We start from the raw sequence: 26018 nt of genomic DNA on the forward strand, positions 1-26018 counted from the left end.
CTGAAAAAAGTTGTTCTGTGAATCACCACAAGAAGAAAAACCAGGAGTGAGCCTTTATGAATACCCTGCGCGGGTTATCCATCAGCCGACGTTTATGGCTGATCTTGATTGTGGCCATGGCCATGCTGCTGGCGTTGGGATTGCTGATGCTAAAACAGATACATGACGATTTGTATGAAGGTAAAGCCCAGAAAACCCGGCACGTGGTACAAGCGGCCAGCGGGGTACTCAACTATTACCAGGGCCTGGAAGCTGCCGGCAGCTTGAGCCGTGAAGCCGCGCAACAGCAGGCGCTGACCGTGATCAGCCAGCTGCGCTATGACCACGATGACTATTTCTGGATCAATGACCTGCGCCCTTATATGGTCATGCACCCCACCAACCCCAAACTCGATGGCAAAGACCTGTCGGCCATCAAGGACCCGGACGGCTTTGCGATTTTCAACGAGATGGCCAGCCTGGCCAAAAGCAAAGGTTCAGGCATGGTGGACTACCGCTGGCCAAAACCGGGCGCCGAAGCGCCTGTGCAAAAAACCTCTTATGTACAACTGTTCGAGCCGTGGGGCTGGGTAATAGGCTCGGGCGTGTATATCGACGACATGCAGGCCGAGTTCCGCGCTCAAGCCTGGAAAGCCAGTTGGGCTGGCCTTGGCATCGCGTTGATCATGGCGCTGCTGGTGACCCTGATTGCTCGCAGCATCGTGCGACCGCTGCAAGAGGCCGTGCAGGCCATGGCCAATATCGCCAGTGGTGAAAGCGACCTGACCCGAAGCCTGGATACCCACGGCCGTGATGAGGTCACTTTACTGGCCCATCATTTCAATGCCTTTACCGCCAAGCTGCGCAATGTGATCAGCCATTTACAGGCCACTGCCACGGCACTCGACCAGTCCTCCACGGAACTGGGCAGTGACGCCAGCGACGCGCAACAACGCAGCCAACAGCAAGCCCTGCAAATGGATCAGGTGGCCACGGCGATCAACGAAGTCACCTACGCCGTGCAAGACGTGGCGAAAAACGCCGAGCACGCAGCCAGCGAAATGCGCGGTGCGCAGTCACAAGCCGAGCTTGGACAGCAGAATATCGATACCAGCCTGGAACAGATCGGCCAGCTGTCTGCCACCATCCATCAGGCCGTCGAGGTGATCCGCACCCTGGCCACGCAAAGCAGCGAAATTGGCAGCGTGCTTGAAGTGATCCGCTCGATTGCCGAGCAAACCAACCTGCTGGCCCTCAACGCTGCGATCGAAGCAGCCCGCGCCGGCGAGCAGGGTCGGGGTTTTGCGGTGGTGGCGGACGAGGTTCGACTACTGGCCCAGCGCACGCAAAAATCCACGGCCGAAATCCAGACCATGATCGAAGGCCTGCAAAAACACTCGGAAGCCGCCGTCAACGTGATCGGCAGCAGCAGTCGCGCTTCGCAGCTGACCATCGAACAGGCCACCCAGGCCGGGCAGAGCCTGACCAGCATCGGCCAGGCCCTGAGCAACCTCAACGACCTCAATGCCTCGATAGCCAGCGCCACCCTGCAACAGGCCCATGTCGTGGAAGACATCAACCTGAATGTGACCCAGGCCGCCGAGCTGTCCCAAGGCACCGCCCTGGCGGCAGAGCAATCAAGCGCTGCCAGTGCCCACCTCAAGGAGCTCAGCGTGCAGCTCAATGGGCTGTTACGTCAGTTTAAGGTTTAGAGGCAACCGCAAGCGGCAAGTGACAAGCAGCACGCTTGAAGCTTGCCCCTTGCAACTCGCCGTCAGGCGATGACAATGTCCGTGCTCGCCAGGGAGGCCAGCCCTACACCCACCAGGGTCACCGAGTCGCTGCCAAAGCTGAGCACGGTGTCATGCCCCGTCGCGCTGGCATGGGCCCGGTAGTCCGCGTTGTAGCCACCATCCACCCCCAGGAATACCAACTTGTCACTGGGCTGGTAGCCCAGCAGCGTGTCGTTGCCAAAATGGCCGCTGAACACAAAGGTGTTATTACCGCCTGCCGACTCCAGCAGGTCATTGCCTGCGCCGCCAACAAACACCGTATTGCCGTGCAAACCGATCAAGTGATCGTTGCCGCCCTGCCCCAGCAGCCAGTCACCCTGCTCACCGGCCGTGAGGGTACTGTCCGCAGCCCCTGCCTTGACCGAGTGAGTGTAATCAGTGCGGTCTTTGCCGGCCCACAGCCCCTGATCATCAACTCGATGGCTGACTTCGCGGTGGGTCAGGCCCAGCCAGGCGGGCTCTTCGGTTATCAGGAAACTGATATCACGGGCAATAGTGATCCCGCCGTGGCTATCGCGCACATACAAGGCGCCCTGCCCGTCATTGACCACATCCACGCGGCTCAACGATTGTTGCAAGTCCAGCGTATTGACGCCTTTGCCACCCAGAATGATGTTGTAGCCGCCACTGTCACGGAAGGTGTCATTGCCGTCGCGACCTTCCAGGAAGTCATTGCCGCGTCCCCCCTGAATCAAGTCATTACCGTCGCTGCCTATGATAAAGGTGCTGCCCTTGTGCGGTTCGGCGTTGCGATTGAGGTCCTGGACCCAGGTGTTTTCCCGTGCCGGACTGGACAAGTTGGCGACCACAATGGTCGAGTCCTTTTCGGTCAGGTCATAAAACGCCGAGTCGAAAATCCGCGTCATGCCGCTTTCATAGCCACTGGGCAAGTGGGTGATCCAGGTCGAAATATTGGCAATCGAAAAGGGCATCAGATTCCACGCGGTGGACGCGTAGTGATCATTGAAACTGACAATATTGTTGGTGGCGGATGGCTGATGCGCGTCATGCACGCCCAGCGACGACAGATTGAAATCCGAACCATTGAGGGCACGGAACACTGGGTCGTTCTCGTAGCCGATATTGAGCACGTTGTCGGTGCTTTCGCTCTGGGTGGGTGAAGCAAAGGCTATGTACTTTGAGTCGCGATAAAACCCCGCCCAATGATCGCCACTCAGGTCCGCCAGGCTGTTGACGGCCAGGCCGCCAAGGCTGTGGCCACTGACCAGTATGTCGCTGCCGCTCAACCCTTGCGCGCTGGCAAAGGTCGCCACTTTGCCCAGGAGCATGTCAAACGCGTTGGCGCTGTAGTTTTTAGCGTAATCGGCAGGCCCGATCGCTGCCAGCAAATCGCTGATGGCATCGCCGATGGAATCGCTAATCAGCGACTCACGCGGTCCGCTGGTGCCGCGAAAACCGATACCGATGGAAGTCAGTTGGCCATCGGCTGCGTACTTGCCGAGGATCTCCACCTGGGCAGTGCCGTAGCCGGCTTTTTCACCAAAAAAAGTCCCGCGCTGATCGACTTTGCCTGTGTAGCCCAACTGTTCTGCACTGATAGGGGTCCACCCGGCTTTTTCGACCGCCTCGCGGGCAAGCTTTTCCGAATCGGGGTTCCAGGGAATCCCCGGCACTACCCCTTGGGCATCGGTACCGCCGAGCAAGGCCTTGACCAGTGTGGCAGGCAGCCCGGTGCCAAGGCCATGTTGCTGGTAACCCACGGCAAAGCCGTTGTCCAGGTTGTGATAGCTGTACAGCATGATTGCCATCGCATCCTTGAACTGTGTTGCCGATACGCTGGAACCCACATCCTTGTAGTCAAACACTGCCATGGTTTTTCTCTCTTCGTTGATCAAATCAATATGCTTGCCCCGGCGCGATAAACGCTTCATCGACCCGTGCCAGGTCCTGCGCGCCCAGGGTGCCTGCGTAAAAATGCAGCTTGGTCCAGGCCAGCAGATAGTCGTAACGGGTTTGCGCAAGGTCACGCCGCGTGCTGTACAGCTGCTGCTCGGCGTTTAGCGCATCGAGGTTGACCCGCTCCCCGCCCAGAATGCTCTGACGGGTCGATACGACCAGCGCCTCGGCTGAAATCAGCGCTTTTTGATAAGCCCGTAGTTTGCTCACGCCCGACTGGCAGGCATTGAACTGGCGTCGCAGTTCAATAAGGGTTTCACGGGTTTTGCCTTCCAGCTCGTACTCCACTTGGGCCAGATTGCTGCTGGCTTGACGCACCGAGGCCGACACCCCGCCCCCTGCATACAGCGGCACACTGATTTCAATGCCGATGGTGTTGGTGTCGTAGCGCTGGTTGTAGGTGTTGCCACTGTCGGATTCCATCTTTCGCACGCTGGCATAGGCATTGAGTTTGGGCAGATGCCCTGCCCGGTTGCGCTCAACTTCGTACCTTGCCACTTCCAGCGCCTCACGCTGCGACGCCAGTATCGGATTACTCTCCAGTGCCATTTCATGCCAGCTCGAGAAACTCCCCGGTTCCAGCGGCAATGAGCTGAAACTGCGGGTCAATGGCGTCAGCTCATCGATATCCAGGGTGGCCACGCCAATCAACGCGCCCAGCTCGCGCAAGGCCGCATCCTGCTCGTCATGGGCCTGGATTTCCTCGGCAGTGGCCAGCTCGTAACGCGACTCGGCTTCAAGAATGTCGGTGCGGGTGCCCTCGCCCTGGCGAAACATGTGCTCGTTTTGCCGAAACTGCTGCTCATAGGCTTTTTTCTTGGCCCGGGCATTGTCGATCTGGTCTTGCGCAAACAACGCCTGGGTGTAATGGGTCAGCACCCGCACCAGCAGTTCCTGACTTTTGCTGCGAAATGTCTCATCGGCAAACAGCGATTGGGCCACACCTTTACGATAATTGGCGTACGCCTCGTAATCGATCAATGGCTGCTGCAAGGTCAAGGTCGAGCCATAACTGTTGTAGTTACGGTCGTCGTGGGTATTGCCACGCTCATTCAAATAGGTGGCCTGGGAGTTATTGCGGCCTTTGTTGTAGTTGTACGAGAGTTTGGGCAGCAGCCCGGCACGACCAATATTACGACTCTCCAGGCCCGCGTCCCGCGCCTTGATGGCGGCGAGGAACTCGGGATCATTGCGCAAGGCCTGTTCATATACCTGAAACGGCCCCAGCGCCTGTGCGCTGGCTGCGAGGCCCGCCCACAGCGCGAGGCCCAGGCCCAACATCGAAGCTATTTTCATAAATGGCAGCATCCTAGCGCTCAGTCAACGCAGACCCTGCGCGATCCAGCAGCGGTTTAAACAGGTAATTGAGCAGCGAACGCTCGCCCGTGCGTACAAACATCTCGGCCGGCATGCCAGGTTTAATCACCAACCCGTTGAGTTTCTCCAGCGCCTGATCACTCACCGAACTGCGCAGCACGTAGTACGGCATGCCGGTTTTTTCATCGAGCAACTGGTCGGCTGAAACCAGGTTGACCTGCCCCGACACACGCGGTGTGCTGCTTTGATTGAATGCCGTAAACAGAATATCCACTGGCAACTGGCTGCCCACCCTGTCCACCAGATGCACCGGCAGGCGTCCCTCGACCTCAAGGCGGGTGCCCTGCGGCACGATCTCCAGCAGGGTTTCGCCCGCCCGCACCACCGCGCCTTCGGTATGCACGCTGAGGTTGACTGCGATGCCATCAGCTGGCGCAGAGATTTCACTGTGCTGCAGGTCAAACCCGGCCGAAGTCAGTTGCTGCTCCAGGGTCAGGGTTTTGAGCTGGGCATCGGCCAGTTGGCTACGCACTTCCTTCTGATATTCATCGATGTGCTGCGCCAGTTTGAGCCGCGACTCCACAATACCCTGCTCGATACGCCCGCTTTCACCGGCGTTCTGCGCCAGATCCTGCTGCACCTGTGACAGCTGCCGCTCGTATTCCATCAGGCGATTGCGCGGGATATACCCTTTTTCAGCCAGGGGGCGCAGGTTGCTCAACTGCTGGCGCAGGGAGTCGGCCTGCGCTATTTGATCGCTGCGCGCACGACGCATACCGTCCAGTTGCCGGGTTGCGCCTTCGACACTGGCCTTGAGCCCGGCCTGTTCACGGGCAAAGGCTTCGCGCCGGCTACTGAACAACTGCTCCTGCCCCTCCAGTACCAGGGCCAGCCGTGGGTCAGGGTCCAGACTCAATTCCGGCGGAAAACTCACCCGTGCCAGGTTGTCACGCTCGCTTTGCCAGCGCGCCTGGCTGGCCCAGGCCATGCGGTACTGCGCGCGCAAGGATTGCACGTCAGCTTCAACCTGGGTCTGGTCCAGTCGAAACAATGCCTCGCCCTGACGTACTGTCTGGCCCTCGCGCACCAGAATCTGGCTCATCACCCCGGCCCCCAACGACTGCACTGCCTTGCGCTTGCCCGAGACCACCACCGTACCCTGTACAGGTATGCCTTCGTCCAGCGGTGCAAGGCTGGCCCAGAGAAAAAAGCTGCCCGCTCCGACCAGGGTCAGCACCCAGCCTGCCCGCACGTAAAATCCCGCCCCGCGCTCGCGCAATGGCGGTTGATTGTGGTCATTCATCAATCCAGCGTCCTTGCTCATGCGTCAGCACTCTGACGGTTGATACTGGCCGCCTGCGGCGCGGCGTGTTGCTGCTGGGCCCCGGACAAGGCTTTGAGCACCTCGGCACTTGGTCCGAACACCTGGCAGCGACCTTCATTGAGTACCAGCAGTTTGTCGGCCTGGGCCAGCGACGCCGAACGGTGCGTCACCAGCACCACGGTGCAGCCCTGCGCCTTGAGGTGAGCAATGGCCCGGGTCAGGGCTGCGTCACCGACGGCATCGAGGTTGGAGTTGGGTTCATCCAGCACCACCAGCCGCGGATTGCCATACAAGGCACGCGCCAGAGCGACCCGCTGCTTTTGCCCGCCCGACAGGCCGCTGCCCTCGTCACCCAGAACCGTGTCGTAACCTTGCGCCAAACGCAAAATCATCTCGTGAACCCCGGCCTGCTGCGCCGCAGCGACCACCTGCCGGGGATCTGCTTCACGAAAGCGGGCGATATTCTCGGCAATGCTGCCGCTGAACAGCTCGATATCCTGGGGCAGGTAGCCGATATGTGGGCCCAATTGATCGCGGTTCCACTGGTGAATGTCCGCGCCATCCAGGCGCACCGTGCCCGCCAGCGTCGACCAGACGCCTACCAGCACCCGCGCCAGGGTCGACTTGCCCGAACCCGACGCGCCCAGCACACCGAGCACCTCGCCTGCATTGAGGCTAAAGCTGACCTGATGCAAGGTGGGCAGGCGCTGTCCCGGCGGTGCCGCACTGACCTGTTCAAAGCTCACCTGACCCATGGGGGCTGGCAGCTGCATGTTGTCTTCACTGGGCGGATGCTCGCGCAACAGACTGTCCAGGCGTTGATAGGCCAACTTTGCCGAGCTCCATTGCTTCCAGACAGCGATCAACTGATCGATGGGGCTCAGCACACGGCCCATCAAAATCGAACCGGCAATCATCATGCCCGCGCTCATATCACCGTTGATCACCAGCAAGGCACCCAGGCCGAGCACCAGTGACTGCAGGCACAAGCGCAAGGTTTTACTCACCGAACCAATCACTGCACCGGTGTCACTGGCCTTGTTTTGCTCGGCCAGAAATCGCGAATGCAGGTTAAACCAGCGTTGGCGCAACACACCCAGCATGCCCATGGCCTGAATGGTCTCGGCATTGTGCAGGTGGCTGGTAGCCAATTGGCTGGATTGTTGGGAGTACAGGCTGGCCTGGCTCAGGGGCTTGCGCGTCATCACCTCATTGATGCACGCCAGGGCTATGAGCAGCAGTGCCCCAGACGTCGCCATAAGACCGAGCCAGGGACTGAACAGAAAGATCACGCACAAATAGACGGGAAACCACGGAGCATCAAAGAAGGCGAACAGCGCCGGACCGGTGACAAACTGGCGGATCAGGGTCAAATCCCCCAATGCCTGCCCGGCGTGGGCCTGGCCGCTGAACAGGTTGCGCTCGAACGCGGCGCGGTACACCTGTTGGTTGAACCTGCGCTCCAGCTGGCTGCCGATGCGGATCACAATAAAACTGCGGACCGTTTCAAGCATCCCGATAAAGATGAAAAAACCCACCACCCTGAATGACAGCATGGCCAGCGTTGTTGTGTTCTGTGACGACAGTACCCGGTCATACACCTGGAGCATATAAATCGATGGCACCAGCATCAATATATTGATCAGGGCAGTAAAGCAGCCCACGCTGACCAGAATGCTCTTATAGTCAGCCAGTGCATGTATCAACGGCGCAACGGTGCTGTTTTTCAATCGCCTCATGAATCGTCCTTGATCGATAAGTACGGCTTTCGCACATAAATAAAACTGACAGGCGCACTTGCGCCGCTCCTCACAGGGGGCGCCCAGCCTCGCGCGATTGAAGTTACAATTTCAGTACAACTTAATGATTGCCACGCACCATCACCAACACTGTTTCGGGTTTGATCTTCGCTTCATAGTGACCGGGCTCAATCCGGTTCATATGCACCAGAGCTGTTCCATCCTCGCCCATCAGAAACAGACCGTCCGGTGTTGGCGACCAACTTTTTGGCACTTCGCCCAACCATGTTTTCAAACACTTCACTTGCGCACTGAAGGTTTTATGTTCGGCAATCAACTGCACCTTGCAGGCCTCTTTTGCATCGCCCTGCAGGTAAAACGTCCAACTGCCCGCCAGTTGTGCGGGGCTCATCAACAGCAAGGAATTGGCCATGGCGCTCTCTGTGGTAAAAGTCAGCAGTGCGGCGATACACCCCACTGCCCTGAATAAACGGTATGCCAAATGACTCATGATTTCAGGCTTCCTGGCAGAGGGCAGCGCTGGCGCGCTGCCCGTGTACCGGCAGGCTTAGACAACGATGTCGTAAGTTGCCACTTGGCCCACAGTGTTCACCAGGAAGTCGGCAACGGCATGACCGCTGAAATCGACCGCAAAGTGGCCCAGGTTGCTGGCCATGTCATAGCTGACAATCGCTTCACCGGCACGGCCGGTAAAGGCCTCGACAAAGTTAAGCCCGGCCAGCTTGGTGATGGCCGATACATCAATTTTGTCGATACCGGACTGGAAGTCCATGATGATATCGGCTGCACCCGGCGCAGAGTCAGACACCGCGCCAAACACAAACACATCTGAACCCGTACCGCCCCACAAGGTATCAGCACCGCCGCCGCCATAGATAATGTCGTTGCCGGCGCCGCCCTTGAGCACATTGTCAGCGCTGTTGCCGATCAGCAGATCGTTGCCCGAACCGCCAATGGCGTTTTCCACGGTGACGCCTTGGGCAATCGACACGTTACCGGTCATGCCGCCAACATCGGAGAACGAGCCTGCAGTCAGGTTGATCTTCTGGTTCTGGCTAAAGCCGGAGAAGTCCAGGGTGTCGTTGCCGCCACCGTCCCACACCGAGAAAATCAGCTTGGAACTGGCAGACGTCGCGCTGTAGAAATCACGATCGGCGGTGGAGTTGAAACCATAGACCGTATCGCCAGCGCGGGTTTCGAGGTTGGCGCCATAGAGTTTCTGCACCGCCGCAATATCATCCAGCAATGGCGCAGAGGCGTAAGCACCTTCGCCGCTGTTGGTGAAATGCTGGCCGGTGTTGCTTTCACTCCAGTAGCTCATAACGCTGTAGGCACGGGTGTCTTCGCCATACACCGCATCCCGGTAGGTCGGGTTGCCATTGCCGGCGTTGTAGTCACCCGGGTGCGACAGGCCCAGTGTATGGCCGATTTCATGGGTCAGGGTCTGGCGACCATAGTTGCCTTCACCCGGGGTCTTGTTGACCTCATAGTCCTTGTTGATCAAGTACCACGACTCACCCTTGCGCGAACTGCTGGGTAGATAGGCAAACGCCGCACCGCCGTTACTTGCACTGAAATTGGCAAAGGTCATGTGGCCATCACCGCCACGGACTGCAGCGCCTTCAGTGAAGGTCACCTTGGCCACATCGGCCCAGGATTCCAGCGACAGCTTGGCCTGCTCTTTCTGCAGCGAGGAGAACTGGCTGAAAGTGCCCAGGCCACGGGTCGCGTAACCCACCGGCGGTGCCGTGAGGAACGTGTAGGTAAGGTTGATCACACCATCGCCGTTGAGGTCGTGCCAACTGGCGCCGGAGCGCGTGAGCTGATCGGCGGCCTGGTCGGTAGTGAGCGAAGGTTTGCCATTGACCAGATGATCACCACGATCATAGAAATGGCTAAAGTTATCAATCTGAGTGAAGGCAGAACTGCTGGCGCTTGCCGCTTGTACCTGGCCAACGGACAGTGCCGCTTTCTCTTTAAGTTTCGACATGTAAACATTTCCTTGTTTAGCAGTAGAAAGTTTATTGACAGACCACGACGACCCCTTGGCGAGATCGTCCTATCACTCGCCGTTTATGGCGGAGCAAAACTGACACAATCTGAAATATTTAGTCCAGTACTTTTTTACGGCTTATTTGCGCAAACGGCGCAAGTTCCCGGAAACATTGAATACTTGACCGGCAGTATTTTTTTATCCGTTATCGGCCACTAACTGACTGCATGGTCTAATTATAAAAAGTTAAATTAAACGGCTTCCCGTTCGTCTCTAACCTGGGCCGAAAGCAGATTGATATAACACTCGTCATATAACTTTCTCGCCACGGCAACTTCTCGATTTTTATATGTGCAACGTCGCTAACTGACAAGTTTGCGTCGCAACTAGCAAGTTGCCTGATCGCTGTAGCCGCTGAGGCGCTAAGCGCTCGTAAAACCGGCAATTTTGGTATGCATGAGAGGTCGAGCGGCCTGGTTCTACGACTGCTGCGCAGCCGATCGCAGCCTCGCTTCGCTCCTCTGCGGCTACAGGTCCGGGTATCCCTTAAAACCATTGTCACTTGACGTCATCAGGGTATTTGGGTTTCCATGAAACCGGTTTCAGCGCCCACCCGCGAAATCGCCTGCGATAACACCAATAAAAGGTTTCAGGCCGTGAACAGTTTTTCCGCAGCTCAACGCTCCCGCGTAACCATGCTCGATGTTGCCCAGCGCGCCGGCGTCTCCAAGGCCAGCGTGTCACGCTTTATCGGCGAAGACCGCGCCTTGCTCTCCGTAGCCATCGCCGAACGGATCGAGCGCGCCATCAATGACCTGGGCTATCGCCCAAATCAAATGGCCCGTGGCCTGAAACGCGGACGCACACGGCTGATCGGCATGCTGGTGGCCGATATCCGCAACCCCTACTCCATTGCCGTCATGCACGGCGTCGAAACCGCCTGCCGCCTGCACGGCTACAACCTGGTGGTGTGCAATACCGACCGTAATGACGAGCAAGAGCGTCAGCATCTGGCAGCGCTACGCTCCTACAATATCGAAGGATTGATCCTTAACACCCTTGGCCATGACCCTGACGCACTGCAAGAACTGCATCAGGAAATGCCCATCGTGCTGATCGACCGCAAAGTCGAGCAACTGCATACCGATCTGGTCGGCCTCGATAACGCTGACGCGGTGCGCATGGCTGTGGAGCATCTTGAGCAGCAGGGCTATCGCGATGTGCTGATGGTCAGTGAGCCGGTCGATGGCACCAGTTCGCGAATCGAGCGCATCGACAGTTTTACCCGCCAGTTGGCCGCGCGCCCTGCCCTGCACGGCGCCGTAGTAAAAACCGGTACAGGCCTTCGTGCTGCCATCCAGTCCTTCATGCAAGCACCCGGCCACGGCCCCAAGTCCATATTTTGTGCCAACGGCCTGGCTGCGCTGGCTTGTACCCAGGTGCTGCGCGACTTGAATTGCCGCTTGTTTGAAGACGTGGGCCTGATTGCCCTGGATGACCTGGAATGGTTCCCGCTGGTGGGTAACGGCATCACTGCCCTGGCCCAGCCTACGCAACAGATCGGTGCCAGCGCTTTTGACTGCCTGCTTAAACGCCTGGGCGGTGACAAATCTGCACCCCTGGCACTGGATTTTGCCCCTCAATTGATTGTTCGCGGCTCAACCCGATCACCCATGACTGCCTGACACTTTACCGGCTGACAACCTTGACCCGGTTACCGGCCGTTTGATGCACAACAAAATGAAACCGGTTTCAGAGAATAATGACAATGACTACATTTCCCGTTTCCATCAGTTTGTCGAGCTACGGTGCCGATCTGGTTCGCCAGCGCGGCCAGGCCAGCTTTATTGAAGTGTTGGCCAACGCCGGTGTGTCACGCATCGAACTGCGCGAAGAACTGCTGACCACAGAAGATCCGACCACATTCAGCCAGGCCGTGCAGGATAACGGGCTTGAATGCGTGTTCTCATCGCCACTGGAACTGTGGGAAGCCGGGCAGTCGCGGCCCAATACCCAACTGCTGGCCACCTTGCAGCGCGCCCACGCTTTCGGCGCCCAATGGCTGAAAGTGTCACTGGGCTATTTCACCGAACACTGTGACCTGCAAAACCTCGCTGCCCTGCTCAACCAGCAACCTGTACGACTGCTGGTAGAAAACGACCAGACCTCCTACGGCGGGCGCATTGAGCCCATGCAGCGTTTTTTCGATCAGGTTGAACAACAGCAAGCGCCAATCAGCATGACCTTCGATATCGGCAACTGGCACTGGCAGGATCAGTCAGCCAGTACCGCAGCCCGCCTGCTGGGCCGCTACGTCACCTATCTGCACTGCAAAGGCGTGAGCCGTCGCCCGGACGGCAAACTGGTCGCCACACCGCCAACCGACACCGACCTGCAGCACTGGCAGCACCTGATGACCCATATGCCCCACGGTCTGACCCGGGCCATCGAATATCCGCTGCAGGGCTCGGATCTGGACGGCTTGACCCAGGAACACGTCGCCGTACTGGCGCGCTTGAGCCAAAAACAACAGGAGTTGAGCCATGTCTAAGGTCGATGTGCTGTCGTTTGGCGAAACCATGGCCATGCTGGTGGCTGAAGAAACTGGCGATCTGGCCCTGGTCGAACGGTTCCACAAACGCATCGCCGGGGCGGACAGCAACGTGGCCATTGGCCTTGCGCGACTGGGCTTCAATGTCGCCTGGTTGAGCCGAGTGGGCGCGGACTCCCTAGGGCGCTTTGTACGCCATGCACTGCAAGCCGAAGGGCTGAACTGCCAGTACGTGACCACTGATACGCAACATCCCACGGGCTTTCAGTTCAAATCCCGCGTTGACGACGGCAGCGACCCACAGGTGGAGTACTTCCGCCGGGGCTCGGCCGCCAGCCATATGGACCGCTCCGTGCTCAACCCGCAGTTGCTCGGCGCCCGCCACCTGCACGCCACCGGCATACCGCCTGCGCTGTCGGCCAGCTGCAATGAACTGTCCTTTGAGCTGATGAAGTCGATGCGCGCAGCAGGTAACAGCGTGTCGTTCGATCCGAATCTGCGCCCATCGTTGTGGGCCAGCGAACAACAGATGATTCGCGACATCAATGCGCTTGCTGCCCACGCCGACTGGGTACTGCCGGGCTTGAGTGAGGGCCGGCTACTGACAGGTTTTGAAGACCCGTCCGATATCGCCGCCTTCTATCTCGATCAGGGTGCTGAAGCCGTGATTATCAAACTGGGGGCCAAAGGCGCGTTTTATCGCACCGCCCAGGTTGAGCAGTTTGTCCCGGCTGTGCCGGTGGCCAACGTTATCGACACCGTGGGTGCCGGTGATGGCTTTGCCGTCGGGGTAGTCAGTGCCTTGCTGGAAAATCTCGGTTTTGCCGAGGCCGTACAGCGCGGCAACTGGATTGGCAGTCGCGCCGTACAGAGCCGCGGCGATATGGAAGGCCTGCCCACCCGCGACGAACTGAACCACTACAACGCGCTGCACGCGCCTCTTGAAACACCGCTATCTGCTTGACCTGTCACCTGCTGCGAAAAAACAAAAACAAGCTCAGGAGCACCCTCTATGCAATCCCTAAAACTCGCCGCCCGTCGTTGGTGGTACATCATGCCGATCGTGTTTATCACCTACAGCCTGGCGTACCTTGACCGTGCCAACTACGGTTTCGCAGCTGCCTCAGGAATGGCCGAAGACCTGAACATCACCCCCGGGCTGTCGTCGTTGCTGGGCGCGCTGTTCTTTCTTGGCTATTTCTTCTTCCAGGTACCCGGGGCGATCTACGCCCAGAGAAACAGTGTGAAAAAGCTGATTTTTGTCAGCCTGATCCTCTGGGGCAGCCTGGCCACATTGACCGGCGTGGTGTCCAACGCCTACTGGCTGATTGTTATCCGTTTTACCCTCGGAGTGGTTGAAGCCGCCGTAATGCCGGCCATGCTGGTGTACCTGTGCCACTGGTTCACCCGTGCCGAACGCTCGCGGGCCAACACCTTCCTGATCCTGGGCAACCCGGTGACCATGTTGTGGATGTCAGTGGTATCGGGTTATCTGGTGCAGCATTACAGCTGGCGCTGGATGTTTATCGTCGAAGGTCTGCCTGCAGTGCTTTGGGCCTTTATCTGGTGGCGCCTGGCCGATGACCGTCCAAGCGAAGCCAAATGGCTGAGCAATCAGGAGAAACAAGACCTGCAAAGCGCACTGGATGCCGAGCAAGTGGGCCTCAAGCCGGTGAAAAACTACGCTGCAGCGTTCCGTACGCCCGCCGTTATCCTGCTGGCCTTGCAGTTTTTCTGCTGGAGCATCGGCGTCTACGGCTTTGTCCTGTGGCTGCCTTCGATTCTCAAGCAAGGCGCGCAGATGGACATGATCGAAGCTGGCTGGCTCTCGGCCCTGCCCTATTTGGCAGCCGTGATTGCGATGCTGGTGGTGTCCTGGGGCTCGGACAAAATGCAAAAGCGCAAACGCTTCGTCTGGCCACCGCTGCTGATCGCGTCTGTGGCGTTCTACGCTTCCTACATGCTGGGCGCTGAACACTTTTGGTGGTCCTACGCACTCCTGGTCATTGCCGGGGGCTGCATGTACGCCCCTTATGGTCCGTTTTTCGCCATCATTCCGGAAATCCTGCCCTCCAACGTGGCCGGTGGTGCCATGGCGCTGATCAACAGCATGGGCGCACTGGGTTCGTTTGCCGGTTCGTACCTGGTGGGTTACCTGAACAGCTCCACCGGCTCGACGGGCGCATCGTTTCTGTTGATGAGTGGCGCGCTGATGATTTCGGTACTGCTGACCCTCATGCTCAAACCCGCTGCCAAAGACCCTGCTGCGCCGCAACACAGCACCTCGCAACGTCTGGCCCACTCTTGAATTCAATGTCGGTGAATCCCTTGAAAAAGAATGTAGTGCTCTACAAAGAACTGTCCCCGGAACTGATGCAGCGCCTGCAAGCCCAGGCCGATGTCACGCTGATCAAGAAGCTTGACGCCGCAGGCATGGACCAACTGCGTGCCGCCCTGCCCCGGGCGCAAGGCATTCTGGGCGCAAGCCTGAAGCTGGATGCGCAACTGCTGGACCTGGCACCGAACCTTGAAGCAGTGGCCAGTGTGTCGGTGGGTGTCGACAACTACGACATCGACTACATGACCGAGCGCAAGATCCAGCTCACCAACACGCCTGACGTGCTCACCGAAACCACTGCAGACACCGGCTTTGCCCTGGTCCTGGCCAGCGCCCGGCGGGTGGTTGAACTGGCCAACATGGTGCGCAACGGCGAATGGCAGAAAAACGTCGGCCCAGAGCATTTCGGCACCGACGTTCACGGCAAGACCCTGGGTATTATCGGCATGGGCCGCATCGGCGAAGCCCTGGCCCAGCGCGGCCATTTTGGCTTCGGCATGCCGGTGATTTACCACAGCAACTCGCCCAAACCCGCGGTAGAGACGCGTTTCAATGCGCAGTACCGCAGCCTCGACGAGCTGCTGCAAGAAGCCGACTTTATCTGCCTGACCTTGCCCCTGACCGCACAAACCGAGGGTTTGATCGGCGCCGAGCAATTTGCCCTGATGCGCCGCGAGAGCATTTTTATCAATATCTCCCGAGGCAAAGTGGTGGACGAAGCGGCGCTGATCAACGCCCTGCAACAAGGTCAGATCCGCGCTGCCGGGCTGGATGTGTTCGAGCGCGAACCGCTGGAACTGACCTCGCCCTTGCTGAAGCTGGATAACGTGGTGGCCACGCCACATATCGGTTCGGCCACCTTCGAAACCCGCGAGGCCATGGCCCGTTGCGCGGTCGAAAACCTGCTGGCGGCATTGGCCGGTGAACGCCCGGCCAATCTGGTCAACCCGCAAGCATTGCGCTAGTTACTTGCCGCTTTTGATATTGGTCCAGACACGCGTGCGTACCCGGTCAATATTCAGCGGCATGGCCTCCAGGGCAAACAGCTTGTCCATCATGGCGGGGGTTGGATAGACCTTGGTGTCAGCCTTGATTTCAGGGCTGACCAAGGCATCGGCCTGCTCGTTGCCATTGGCGTAGTGCACGTAGTTGGTGATCCCGGCCATTACATCCGGGCGCAGCAGGTAGTTCATAAAGCTGTAAGCAGCTTTTTCGTCAGGTGCATCGGCGGGCATGGCAACCATGTCAAACCAGATGGCGGCACCTTCCCTGGGAATCGAATAACCGATTTCGACGCCATTTCCGGCCTCTTTAGCGCGGGTTTCGGCCTGCAAGATATCGCCAGAGAAGCCTACGGCCACGCAAATATTGCCGTTGGCCAGGTCGCTGGTGTACTTCGATGAGTGAAAGTAGCTGATATAAGGTCGGACCTTGAGCAGCATCTCTTCAGCTTTCTTGTAGTCAGCCGGGTTTTTGCTGTGATGAGGCAACCCCAGGTAGTTGAGTGCCGCTGGCAAGATCTCCGGGCCATTATCCAGAATCGCCACGCCGCAGGATTTGAGTTTCTCCATATTCTCGGGCTTGAAGATCAGATCCCAGGAATCCACCGGCGCGTCATCCCCCAGCACGGCTTTTACTTTGGCGATGTTATAGCCAATGCCGGTGCTGCCCCACAGGTAAGGAAAACCATGTTCGTTGCCCGGATCGTTGACCTGCAGTGCCTTGAGCAGCACCGGGTTGAGATTCTTCCAGTTTGGCAACTGGCTCTTGTCGAGCTTCTTCAGCGCCTTGCCCTGGATCTGCCGCGCCATAAAGTGGTTGGACGGAAACACCACGTCATAACCGGATGAGCCCGTCATCAACTTGCCGTCTAGCGTTTCGTTGCTGTCAAACAGGTCATAGCTGAAAGCAATGCCGGTATCGCGCTGAAAGTTCTTCATCGTGTCAGGGGCAATGTAATCCGACCAGTTATAGACTTTTACGGTTTCACCGGCCTGACACAAGGTAGTGGCCAGCATCAGGGGCAACAGGCTTATACGGATCATGATTCGATTCCTTGCATGTTTTGGGCAGCTGTTTTTATAGGCAGGTTTCGGCGATCAAAGGATCAATACATAGGTCTTGCGCACGGTTTCCTGGATATCCCAGATACCGGTGCTGTTGGCAGGCAACATCAGTGCATCGCCCGCTTCTATGGTCAGGGTTTCACCGTTGTCCGGAGTAAAGGTGCAGCGGCCTTGAATGAAGTGGCAGAACTCCTGCTCCATGATCTGCCGGCGCCATCGGCCCGGGGTGCATTCCCAGATACCGGTTTCGACGCCGTCGTTACGCTCCACGCAGGTCAGCGAGGTCACCGCCACCGGTGTACCGAGGGGCGCGGCCACGGGGAAAGACTCCTGCAACGTCACCTGGGCGGTGTTTTTGAACTGGGTAATGCTCATGGCGTGCTTCCTGTTGAACGCAAATGTCGGATTACTTCATAAAGCCTTCCATCACCCCGGCCAGGCGGCGGGCAAATTGCCGACGCCAAGGCGGGCTGTTGGGGTTGGCCAGGGTTTTGTCTTCGTACACAAAGCTGCGAATGATTGCGTTGTAACCCAGCCAGCGGCACGGCTCTGGCTCCCAGCTCTTCAGCGCACCCAACCCGCCTTCGGTCAAGACCCAGGGCTGGCGGACTTCGAGGGTGTCGCGCTGCAGGATCAGGTCGGCCAGGGTGCGCCCGCCCAGATGGCTGGCCCCCACGCCCTCGCCACCGTAGCCGCCGGCCAGGGCAATGCCCTGCTGCCGATCACACAGCATGTGCGGCTGAAAACGTCGCGACATCCCCAGGTTGCCACCCCATGCATGGCTGATTTCAACGTTTTTCAGTTGCGGGAACAGTTCGCTGAACAAATAGCGACGCAGTTCGATTTCATCGCGGCTGAGGTCAAAGTTCTCACGCAGGCGCCCGCCAAACTGATATCCGCCCCGGGCACCAAATACCAGGCGGTTGTCGGCCGTGCGCTGGCCGTAAGTGACCTGACGGCTGCTCTCACTGAAGGCCTGGCCCTTGCACAGGCCAATCTCGTCCCACGTGGCTTGAGGCAATGGCTCTGTTGCCACGATCAGACTCTGTACCGGCAGTTGATAGCGGCCCAAAGGCGCCAGGGTGTTGGCATAACCTTCCACGGCAGGCACCACCCAGCGGCTGCGCACCTGCGCCCTGGCCGTGCGAAGGAACCCTGCCTGCCACTCGGATACCGGGCTTTGTTCGTAGATCTGTACACCCATGCGCTCAACGGCGCGGGCCAAACCACGCACCAGTTTGGCCGGGTGAAGGGTGGCGATATGCGGTGTGAAAATCCCGCCATAAGGCCGGTTGATGCGGATCTGTTGCGCCAGTTCGGCCGGGGTGAGCCAGCGGTAGTCGGATTCGTTCAGGCCTTCGGCATACAGGCTGGCCAGATAACTGCGCAAGCTGGCCTCCTGCTCCGGGTAGCGCGCCGCGCAATACAAGGCGCCCCCTTTACGGTAATCGCAGTCGATACCCTCACGATCGATAACATTCTTCACTTCATCAGGAATACCGTGCAACAAGTCGAAGGATTCCCGGCGCTGCTCCACAGACAGGCCTGCAAGCAAGCGGTCTTCGCCCAGCAGGTTGCCCATCAGCCAGCCGCCATTGCGCCCTGATGCACCAAAACCGGCCGTTTGCGCTTCAACAATGGCAATGCTCAGTTCAGGCGCATGGCGCTTGAGGTAGTACGCGGTCCACAGCCCGGTATATCCGGCGCCGATGATAGCGACATCGACATCCAGATCGTGCTCAAGGGACGGTCGGGGTGCGAGTTCCTCCCCAAGCTGGTCCATCCACAAACTGATTGAGCACCATGCTGGCATTGCCGACTCCACACCGATCCAGGAATGGCTCGATCCTAGTCGCAGGCATCAGGGCGCGTCTTGCGTGCGTGCCCGCAAAGAAATTTGTTTGGCATAGGCTTTGGGCGATTGCCCGGTGTGCTGGCGAAAACAGCTGTAAAACGCCGAAATCGAGTTGAAGCCTGCTGCAAAGGCCATTTCATCAACCTTGACCGACGTCTCGGCGGCATCCATCGCAGCCAGTACATGGCGTAATCGTGCGTGATTGAGATAGCGGTAAAAGCTTTGCCCCAGCACCTGATTGAACAGATACGACAGCTGATTGCGTGTATAGCCACAGGCTTTGGCCACTTGTTGCAAGTCCAGCTCGGGGTCAAGCCAGGGTTGCTGTCGTTCGAAGTAGGTTTGCAGGTCACGGGCCATAAAGCCCAGCTGCCGCGCCGAAAGCCCCAGGCGGCTGACCGCGGGGCGTGTTGAGCCCTGCCGTGCCGGATTGACGGCTGACTCATGAACCAGCGAGGCGTACTCGTTGACGCGCCAGATCAAACCATCGCGCACGGTAATGGCTTCACTGGCACGAAATGACACCAACCCCTGGCTGCCGCGCAAGGTCATGCGGTACTGAATAAAGGCGGTATTGCCATCCAGACGGATGCGATCACTGTGCTCAAGGGCTTCATCCGGTTCTCTGGGCATGGACGACTGCACATACTCGCGCAGTTCATTGAACACCATGACCCGATTCTGGAAGAAGTCGTTGTAGGTCACATCGGGGTGATACAACGCCATTACCCCGTCCAGATCCCGATGCTTCCAGCACAGGTGGTAACGCAGCACGGTTTCGCCGGTGGCGCGGGTATTTTCGGGACCGTCGTCTGGAGCTGGCATGGGGGGCTCGAAGGTAAAAAAACACAGAGTGCCGAGTTTGCCCATGGGCTTCAATGGGTACTGGCTGCGGATAAATAACCTAAGTGCATGATTCACATCAAAGTACGGGCAAACAACCGGGTTGCGGGAAAAATAAGGCTTAGCAGCAACTCTCCCGAGTGTTAGGTTTGATCACGAAATACTTGAAAACCTATGCGGTCAGAAACAACCGCCCCTTATCTTGAGCTAAAGGAATTGCTCTATGTACCCCATGGACAACATCAACAAAGTCACCTTCCCCAATGCCTGCCAACTGATGCGCTGGCACTTCCACCCGATGGGCTTCGAGGCAACCATGGACGCACCAGGCAGCATGGTCGCCCGTTTGTTTGACCGTGCCAGTGGTGAAACCGTGATTACCGTCGCCGGTATCCCCTGCTCGGCGGTGATGACCCCCGGTCAAGTGGGGCGCCTCATTCAATGCGTAGAAGACGAACTCGAGAGTTTTGTGCCGCCCATGACGTGGCAGGCGCAGGCCTGAGTTTGCTGTAGATACTCTGCTACAGGTCAAGCCCTATTGTGGGAGCGAGCCTGCTCGCGAACGACCTTCGCGAGCAGGCTCGCTCCCACAGTTACAGTTTTCCTGCAGCTGAGGAGCGAAGCGATGCTGCAGACATCAATCCCCCAAGGCAGTGCCTTCACGACGCGGATCGGCACCGCCAGTCCAACCGTCCCGGGCGCGCACAATAATCTGCGTGCCACTGGTCATTTCGATCAGCGCCACCTTGTGCCCGCGGTCTTGCAACTGTTGCACCAGCGCCGGGCTGAACCGGCCAGCCTCAAGCTCAGTGTCCACATTGCGGCTGCCAAAGTTGGGCAGGCTGATTGCGTCCTGGGGGTTCAGCTTCCAGTCCAGCAGGCCAACTACCGACTTGTTGACGTACTCGATGATTTGCGAGCCACCCGGTGAACCAATAGTTGCGACCAATTCGCCACTTTTGCGTTCGAACACCAGGGTCGGGGCCATTGAAGAGCGCGGGCGCTTGCCCGGCTCGATGCGGTTGGCCACCGGCTTGCCGTTTTCTTCGGGAATAAACGAGAAGTCGGTGAGCTGATTGTTAAGGATAAAACCCTGGGTCATTACGTGTGAACCAAACGCAGCCTCAACCGAAGTGGTCATGGCGATCGCCCCGCCCTGGTCATCGACAGCGGATATGTGGGAGGTCGAAATGCGCAGTGGCGAGCGATCAGGAGCCAGGGCAAGGTTAATGCCTGCCGGAACACCGGCCTCGGCACGGCCCATGCTCTTGTCACCGATCAGAGCGGCCCGCGTCCTGAAATAGGCTTTATCCGTCAGCCCTTTCACATTGACTGGTACGAAGTCGCTGTCCGCCAGGTACTGTGCCCTGTCAGCGTAAGCCAGGCGCTCGGCTTCTGCGATCAGGTGTACCGCTGAAGGCGAAGGCTCAAGACCTGCACCGGAGCTGCTCGGTACGGGGGGCATGCTGGCGAGATCGAGGGCCGGGGATTTATCTTGCAGGGCCTCAAGAATCCCCAGGGTCTGCAACACCGCGACACCGCCCGAAGACGGTGGTGGCATACCGCAGACTTGCCACTGCTTGTAGTCCGCACACACCGGTGTGCGCTCCCTGGCCTGGTAACCACTGATATCCGCCAGGGACAGGGTCCCGGCACGAGGGTGGGATCGAACGTTGTCGACCATCGCCTGCGCGACGGCCCCCTGGTAAAACCCATCGGCGCCACGGCTGGCAATTTTTTGCAAGGTGCGTGCAAGTTCCGGGTTTTTCAGCAAGGTGCCAACCGGCAACGCTTGCCCTTGAGGTGTAAGGAAATACCGGGCCATTTCCGCCGAGCCGGCGATAAACCTGTCGGCGGCGATTTGCGTATGCAAGCGCTGGGAAACAGGAAAACCTTCGCTGGCCAGTTTGATTGCCGGTAGGAACAGATCACTCCAGGGCAGTTTGCCATGCTGCTGATGGGCCATTTCCAGCGCCCTGAGCACCCCGGGCACGCCGACTGAACGTCCGCCTATCTGGGCCTCGGAGAAAGGCATCGGTTGACCTTCTGCCCCCATGAACATCCCCGGGGTGGCACCTGCCGGAGCAGTTTCGCGGCCATCATAGGCCTGCACCCGCTTGCCGTCCCAGTACAGAATAAACGCACCGCCGCCGAGGCCACTGGACTGGGGTTCAACCAGTGCAAGTACGGCTTGCATGGCGATTGCTGCATCGATTGCCGAGCCGCCCTTGCGCAGTATTTTCTGCCCCGCCTCAGTGGCCAGCGGGTTGGCTGCAGCAGCCATATGCCGGGTGGCGTGTACCGGGGCCATATCGGTACGCAAACCCGAGGCTATTTCGGGCGCAGGCGGCAACTCGGAGGGCTTGTGCAGCTCGGGCTCCCCGGTACTGCATCCGGCCGTCCACAGGGCCAGGGCTGACAAGGCGAATACGCGCAGACTGTTGTTTTTGGCAAGCAGAAGATCAATCAAAAGGTATTCCTTCAATTATTGTCAGTGAGTCGCAAGTCCTGAAAGAACGCCTTGCCCTGGGACACACGGTCCGAGGCCCTGGGGATATTCGGACCCTGGGCATCCTGGTTTTCCACATACCAGTAACAATGCTTCACTGCCCGGGTAATACCGACATAGGCCAGACGCAGGATTTCATCTTTCTGGGCATTGTCATACGGCTCGGGGTCACCCTCCTTACCCAGACCGGCCATGCGGTAAACCTGGTTCTTATAAGGTGAGGTTGTCAGATGCTGACAATCCCCCAGCAGGAAAACAGCATCCGCCTGCAAGCCCTTGGAGCTGTGATAGGTCAGCTGCTTGAGCCTGCGATCTTCCGGCGCCAACCTCGAATCAACATTAACTACTGATTGAATATCCTTTTCTATCAGAAACTTATCGCTGCTTTTTCGAAACAACATCAAGATACTGTCCCCGGCGTTGTAATGCTCGATCAACTGCGCGGCCAACCCCTGGTCATCGCGATGCAGCACATTGACCGGGACTGCCACCTTGGGCTCACCGCTGGCCTTGGCCCGCTTGCCGGCAATGGACGGCGCGGCACGCACGATATGTTCGGCGGCATCGATGATGTGTTGATGGCTGCGAAAGTTGTCACTGAGCATCACCCGGGTGGTGGCAGGTGACGGAAATTCCTTGTTGAACTCCATGAAGTATTTGGGCGAACTGCCCCGCCAGCCGTAGATCGATTGCCAGTCATCGCCCACACACAACAACGATGAACGCTGGGCTCCACGGCCTACATGCATGGCCGGGCCACGGCTGCGGATCTCGCGCAAGCTGGCGCGTAGCCAGGACACGATCTGTGGTGAGACATCCTGAAACTCATCAATCATCAAATGCGACAACGGCCGCAGTTGCTCATGGCTGAGCAGCTTGAAGTTCTGCGGGGTGTTCTCGCCAAACAGGGAGAACATGCGGTTATAGGTCATCACCGGCGGGGTCTGTGCCAGCAGGTGGTCTTCCAGCGCCCGCCAGAACAGGCTCAAGGCCTCAAAAAAGAAACGGTCTGGATCATCCTTGGCAAAGCGCATATCGCCCACTGCGGCGGCCACGTCCAGCCCCAGGTTTTCAATAAAACTGGCGGCGGCGACAAAACTGTCGAGCAAAGGCGCCGAGCCCAACTCACCTTTGAGCTTGTAATCAAAGCCGGGGCCTGCGCTGGCATCCCCGGCGAGGGCACTGACAACACGCTTTGCAGACTCGTAGTTTTCCAGCCATATCAATGGCTTGCTGCAAAAAGCTTGAAACAGGGTGCGCTTGACTGCCCACTCGGCGCGCACGCTGAGCTTGGCCCCGGGGCGGCAGATCTGCGGGTTTTCACGGGGATCGAAGCCCAGTACCACCCAGGCATCCAGCTCGGCAATATAGCCGTGGCAATGGAACTGCGCGCCATTGATCTCGATGGTTTCGCGGTTGGGCTCAATGCCTTTGATCGGCCAGGCGCCGGCGGCAAACCAGAGGTCTTCCAGGGTGTCGCAGAGTTCTTCGTCGCGCCTGGCGGCCAGTTCGGTCACCGCCATGCGTTTTTGCACATCAGGATGGTCGCGCTCCAGCTCCTTGAGCTGCAAGGCATGCAGTCGCAGTGGTGCCAGGGTCTGACGGAAGCGCTCATCGCGGTTATATAGCCCGTGATAACAGGCATTCAGTTGCTGACGCTGGGCATCGTTGATCCGCAGGTCAAACGGGTTGCTGTCGATCTCGTCGTCGTTGAGCAGGCTGCGGCTATTCAGGGTCTCGAAGGCCTGTAACTGGCTATAGCCGGGCAAGCTGCGCACCATGGGCAAAATCCGCGAGTGAAAGGTACGCACCACATCCCGGGCTTCCTTGAGCGACAGATTGCGCCCCCACAAGGCGAAGATTTCCTGCAGCTTCTTGATAAAGTCCTTGCGCGACTCCCGGGTAAAGGTCACCACGGTCATCGAATCGAGTTCAAAGCCCAGGTAATGGGTCAGTAGCAGAATGCGCAACACCAGCGAGGTCGACTTGCCGGCTCCGGCGCCTGCAACCACCGAGGTCGACGGGGTATCACTGAAGATCATCTTCCACTGTGCGGCACTGGGCTGGGCATGCTCGGGCAGGTTGGCAGCCACGTCGGCCTTGATCAGCTTTTTCAGTTCCGGGCCCAGCGGCAGGCGCCAGTCATCGAACAGATTCTCGTCGATCCCGGGAGCACGCAGCTCCTGCGGGCGCATATCGCTGATAAACAGCACCTGGCGACCCTCTTCGAGCCCTTCGGCATGCCCCTCCTTGAAACCGTAATCCACCCCGGCACTGTGCCCGCTGCGGAACCCGTCTGCCTGGCCCTGCAGCCAGGACGGCGCATGTTGCGCGCGCAAACGGCTCAAGCCACTGCCAAACACACGCGCGGCAAGGCGCTTGAGCAAGGGCAATTGGGTAATGGGGGCAAGGTCTTCAGGCAGTTCGGGATTGTGTTGCGGCACGCTGACTCCAGGGTGTGAGGCTGTCCGGGTGGAGGGGCTATGGTCACCCCATTGCGCGCCGATTTCTAGCTAATTGCTTGGGCATCAGCCGTTTAGAGCCTGTACTAAAGGTAAATAGCGATTGACTGGCTTGCTAATGCATCTAGTAAACCGATTGGTTTAACGCATTTTTTCAGCTTTTTATCGATATGTTGCTGATGGAGAATCACCTCATCGCCAACCGGTCAACCCTTGGCACCCTTCTCAGGAGAAGCATCATGCTTGAACTCAGACCTTTCAATACGCTGGGCGGAGCAAACCACGGCTGGCTGGACGCCCATCATCACTTTTCGTTTGCCGAATACTACGACCCGCAGCGGATGAACTGGGGCAACCTGCGGGTCTGGAATGACGACGTGATCGCCCCCGGCACCGGCTTCCCGAAACACCCGCACCGCGACATGGAAATCATCACTTATGTCCGCGAAGGTGCTATCAGCCACGAAGACAATCTGGGCAACAAGGGTCGTACCGAAGCCGGTGATGTACAGGTGATGAGCGCCGGTACCGGGATTGCGCATAGCGAATACAACCTGGAGTCCACACCGACCCGGATCTTCCAGATCTGGATCGTACCCAACCAGCAGGGTGATGCTCCGGCGTGGGGTGCCAAGCCTTTTCCCAAGGGCGGCCGTGAGGGTTTTGTGACCCTGGCCAGCGGCAAGGAGGGTGACCCTGAAAGCCTGCGCATTCGTGCCGATGCGCGACTGGTAGCGGCGAACCTTAAGGCCGGGGAAACCACCGAGTACCGTCTGGACAGCGGCCGGCGAGCCTACCTGGTGCCTGCCACCGGGGTGATCGAGGTTAATGGTCTTCGGGCCAGCGCACGGGATGGTGTGGCCGTTGTCGATGAGACCCTGCTACGGGTCACCGCGATTGAAGACAGCGAGATTGTGCTGGTGGATGTGGCCTGATTCGCCTGTTGCGGCGGTCGACCAGCCTGTTAGAAGCAAGAGTGCGCTGCGTAATCTCCTGTCGCCGCTGCCGAGGAACGCAGCCTTCGTTGCCGGCCGCGGCGACAGGATCGTGGCAGGCTTTGGGCCTTTAACATCAGCCGTTTCGTACGACGTTTCGCTTTCATTCCAATGAAACATCCTAGAAAATCTTGCTCGCTTGCGCCGCCTAAAATCGGGGAATAGTCTCGTCCCATCGCTGCAAAATCAGCGGTCGGGTTTAGTAGCCCGGTTTTAGTGTTTGGCGCAAGGCGCCACCTCCGTGAGGCGCTTTTTACGGCCTGCGTTTTATGGTGGCCGTGCGCAGGGTGCCCTCGGGCACACCGGTTCCCAAACA

Annotated in this window: 20 protein-coding genes; 8 read left to right on the forward strand and 12 right to left on the reverse strand. The window is 58.5% G+C overall.

Translation table 11 applies throughout. The features are described 5' to 3' along the window. The first annotated feature begins 56 nt into the window (after positions 1–56). Positions 57–1691 (forward strand): methyl-accepting chemotaxis protein, encoded by a 1635-nt coding sequence (locus GHN92_RS12670; RefSeq protein ID WP_153380305.1) that lies wholly within the window; start codon positions 57–59, stop codon positions 1689–1691. 62 nt (positions 1692–1753) lie between these two features. On the opposite strand, the gene GHN92_RS12675 is transcribed toward GHN92_RS12670, so the two are convergent. The 6 genes from GHN92_RS12675 to GHN92_RS12700 all read right to left on the reverse strand — a co-directional run bounded on the left by GHN92_RS12675 (position 1754) and on the right by GHN92_RS12700 (position 10080). Then, entirely contained in the window at positions 1754–3604 is a 1851-nt protein-coding gene (locus GHN92_RS12675) for a polyurethanase (RefSeq protein ID WP_095032137.1), read from the reverse strand. A gap of 25 nt (positions 3605–3629) precedes the next feature. Then, entirely contained in the window at positions 3630–4985 is a 1356-nt protein-coding gene (locus tag GHN92_RS12680) for a TolC family outer membrane protein (RefSeq protein WP_095038920.1), read from the reverse strand. A gap of 13 nt (positions 4986–4998) precedes the next feature. Further along, positions 4999–6309, reverse strand: a complete 1311-nt coding sequence (locus tag GHN92_RS12685; protein ID WP_256666461.1) for an HlyD family type I secretion periplasmic adaptor subunit — start codon at positions 6307–6309, stop codon at positions 4999–5001. A 17-nt stretch (positions 6310–6326) separates the two neighbouring features. Beyond that, positions 6327–8069 carry a type I secretion system permease/ATPase gene (locus GHN92_RS12690; protein WP_153380308.1) on the reverse strand — a complete coding sequence of 581 codons (1743 nt, stop codon included), beginning with the start codon at positions 8067–8069 and terminating at the stop codon, positions 6327–6329. 121 nt (positions 8070–8190) lie between these two features. Continuing rightward, on the reverse strand, positions 8191–8580 hold the full coding sequence (locus GHN92_RS12695) for an AprI/Inh family metalloprotease inhibitor (protein ID WP_095018535.1): 390 nt from the start codon (positions 8578–8580) through the stop codon (positions 8191–8193). 57 nt (positions 8581–8637) lie between these two features. Further along, positions 8638–10080, reverse strand: coding sequence for a serralysin family metalloprotease (locus GHN92_RS12700; protein ID WP_153380310.1), 1443 nt, complete (start codon positions 10078–10080; stop codon positions 8638–8640). Positions 10081–10739: 659 nt separating this feature from the next. Between GHN92_RS12700 and GHN92_RS12705 the strand changes: the two genes are divergently transcribed. From GHN92_RS12705 to GHN92_RS12725, 5 genes are all read left to right on the forward strand, one after another. After that, positions 10740–11768, forward strand: a complete 1029-nt coding sequence (locus GHN92_RS12705) for a LacI family DNA-binding transcriptional regulator (protein ID WP_095020074.1) — start codon at positions 10740–10742, stop codon at positions 11766–11768. A gap of 83 nt (positions 11769–11851) precedes the next feature. After that, positions 11852–12634 (forward strand): sugar phosphate isomerase/epimerase, encoded by a 783-nt coding sequence (locus GHN92_RS12710; protein WP_095000149.1) that lies wholly within the window; start codon positions 11852–11854, stop codon positions 12632–12634. Then, the gene (locus GHN92_RS12715) at positions 12627–13598 is read left to right on the forward strand and encodes a sugar kinase (RefSeq protein ID WP_095000148.1); all 972 of its coding nucleotides are present in this window, start codon (positions 12627–12629) and stop codon (positions 13596–13598) included. Before GHN92_RS12710 ends, GHN92_RS12715 begins: the two co-directional genes overlap by 8 nt. A 48-nt stretch (positions 13599–13646) precedes the next feature. After that, the gene (locus tag GHN92_RS12720) at positions 13647–14942 is read left to right on the forward strand and encodes an MFS transporter (RefSeq protein WP_095018532.1); all 1296 of its coding nucleotides are present in this window, start codon (positions 13647–13649) and stop codon (positions 14940–14942) included. A 20-nt stretch (positions 14943–14962) separates the two neighbouring features. Continuing rightward, positions 14963–15937 (forward strand): D-glycerate dehydrogenase, encoded by a 975-nt coding sequence (locus GHN92_RS12725; RefSeq protein ID WP_153380312.1) that lies wholly within the window; start codon positions 14963–14965, stop codon positions 15935–15937. Here GHN92_RS12725 and GHN92_RS12730 read toward each other — a convergent pair whose 3' ends face one another. The 4 genes from GHN92_RS12730 to GHN92_RS12745 are packed head-to-tail and all read right to left on the reverse strand — an operon-like array spanning position 15938 to position 19718. Continuing rightward, entirely contained in the window at positions 15938–17017 is a 1080-nt protein-coding gene (locus GHN92_RS12730) for a polyamine ABC transporter substrate-binding protein (RefSeq protein WP_095000146.1), read from the reverse strand. A 54-nt stretch (positions 17018–17071) separates the two neighbouring features. After that, positions 17072–17413, reverse strand: a complete 342-nt coding sequence (locus GHN92_RS12735) for a cupin domain-containing protein (protein ID WP_133144652.1) — start codon at positions 17411–17413, stop codon at positions 17072–17074. A gap of 31 nt (positions 17414–17444) precedes the next feature. Further along, complete coding sequence (locus GHN92_RS12740; protein ID WP_095032122.1) at positions 17445–18851, reverse strand: FAD-binding oxidoreductase; 1407 nt, start codon at positions 18849–18851, stop codon at positions 17445–17447. Between the two features lie 48 nt (positions 18852–18899). After that, positions 18900–19718: an AraC family transcriptional regulator gene (locus GHN92_RS12745; protein WP_095020072.1), complete on the reverse strand. Its 819-nt coding sequence runs from the start codon at positions 19716–19718 to the stop codon at positions 18900–18902. 241 nt (positions 19719–19959) lie between these two features. Between GHN92_RS12745 and GHN92_RS12750 the strand changes: the two genes are divergently transcribed. Then, entirely contained in the window at positions 19960–20238 is a 279-nt protein-coding gene (locus GHN92_RS12750) for a DUF1652 domain-containing protein (RefSeq protein WP_095023367.1), read from the forward strand. A gap of 135 nt (positions 20239–20373) precedes the next feature. Here GHN92_RS12750 and ggt read toward each other — a convergent pair whose 3' ends face one another. Further along, complete coding sequence (gene ggt, locus GHN92_RS12755) at positions 20374–22149, reverse strand: gamma-glutamyltransferase (RefSeq protein ID WP_256666464.1); 1776 nt, start codon at positions 22147–22149, stop codon at positions 20374–20376. A gap of 68 nt (positions 22150–22217) precedes the next feature. After that, positions 22218–24689: a UvrD-helicase domain-containing protein gene (locus GHN92_RS12760; protein ID WP_178102627.1), complete on the reverse strand. Its 2472-nt coding sequence runs from the start codon at positions 24687–24689 to the stop codon at positions 22218–22220. A gap of 257 nt (positions 24690–24946) precedes the next feature. On the opposite strand from GHN92_RS12760, the gene GHN92_RS12765 reads away from it, so the two are divergent. Continuing rightward, positions 24947–25642 (forward strand): pirin family protein, encoded by a 696-nt coding sequence (locus GHN92_RS12765; protein ID WP_133145177.1) that lies wholly within the window; start codon positions 24947–24949, stop codon positions 25640–25642. The last annotated feature ends 376 nt before the right edge of the window (positions 25643–26018 follow it).

It is taken from the genome of Pseudomonas sp. FSL R10-2964, from assembly GCF_009600035.1.
Classification (GTDB): Bacteria; Pseudomonadota; Gammaproteobacteria; order Pseudomonadales; family Pseudomonadaceae; genus Aquipseudomonas; species Aquipseudomonas bubulae.

Coding starts and splice junctions, on each gene's coding strand:
- GHN92_RS12685 (WP_256666461.1), bottom strand. CDS start 6,309: ATGAATGACCACAATCAACCGCCATTGCGCGAGCGCGGGGCGGGATTT.
- GHN92_RS12700 (WP_153380310.1), bottom strand. CDS start 10,080: ATGTCGAAACTTAAAGAGAAAGCGGCACTGTCCGTTGGCCAGGTACAA.
- GHN92_RS12740 (WP_095032122.1), bottom strand. CDS start 18,851: ATGCCAGCATGGTGCTCAATCAGTTTGTGGATGGACCAGCTTGGGGAG.
- GHN92_RS12670 (WP_153380305.1), top strand. CDS start 57: ATGAATACCCTGCGCGGGTTATCCATCAGCCGACGTTTATGGCTGATC.
- GHN92_RS12715 (WP_095000148.1), top strand. CDS start 12,627: ATGTCTAAGGTCGATGTGCTGTCGTTTGGCGAAACCATGGCCATGCTG.
- GHN92_RS12750 (WP_095023367.1), top strand. CDS start 19,960: ATGTACCCCATGGACAACATCAACAAAGTCACCTTCCCCAATGCCTGC.
- GHN92_RS12730 (WP_095000146.1), bottom strand. CDS start 17,017: ATGATCCGTATAAGCCTGTTGCCCCTGATGCTGGCCACTACCTTGTGT.
- GHN92_RS12695 (WP_095018535.1), bottom strand. CDS start 8,580: ATGAGTCATTTGGCATACCGTTTATTCAGGGCAGTGGGGTGTATCGCC.
- GHN92_RS12735 (WP_133144652.1), bottom strand. CDS start 17,413: ATGAGCATTACCCAGTTCAAAAACACCGCCCAGGTGACGTTGCAGGAG.
- GHN92_RS12680 (WP_095038920.1), bottom strand. CDS start 4,985: ATGAAAATAGCTTCGATGTTGGGCCTGGGCCTCGCGCTGTGGGCGGGC.
- GHN92_RS12690 (WP_153380308.1), bottom strand. CDS start 8,069: ATGAGGCGATTGAAAAACAGCACCGTTGCGCCGTTGATACATGCACTG.
- GHN92_RS12710 (WP_095000149.1), top strand. CDS start 11,852: ATGACTACATTTCCCGTTTCCATCAGTTTGTCGAGCTACGGTGCCGAT.
- GHN92_RS12745 (WP_095020072.1), bottom strand. CDS start 19,718: ATGCCAGCTCCAGACGACGGTCCCGAAAATACCCGCGCCACCGGCGAA.
- GHN92_RS12675 (WP_095032137.1), bottom strand. CDS start 3,604: ATGGCAGTGTTTGACTACAAGGATGTGGGTTCCAGCGTATCGGCAACA.
- GHN92_RS12720 (WP_095018532.1), top strand. CDS start 13,647: ATGCAATCCCTAAAACTCGCCGCCCGTCGTTGGTGGTACATCATGCCG.
- GHN92_RS12765 (WP_133145177.1), top strand. CDS start 24,947: ATGCTTGAACTCAGACCTTTCAATACGCTGGGCGGAGCAAACCACGGC.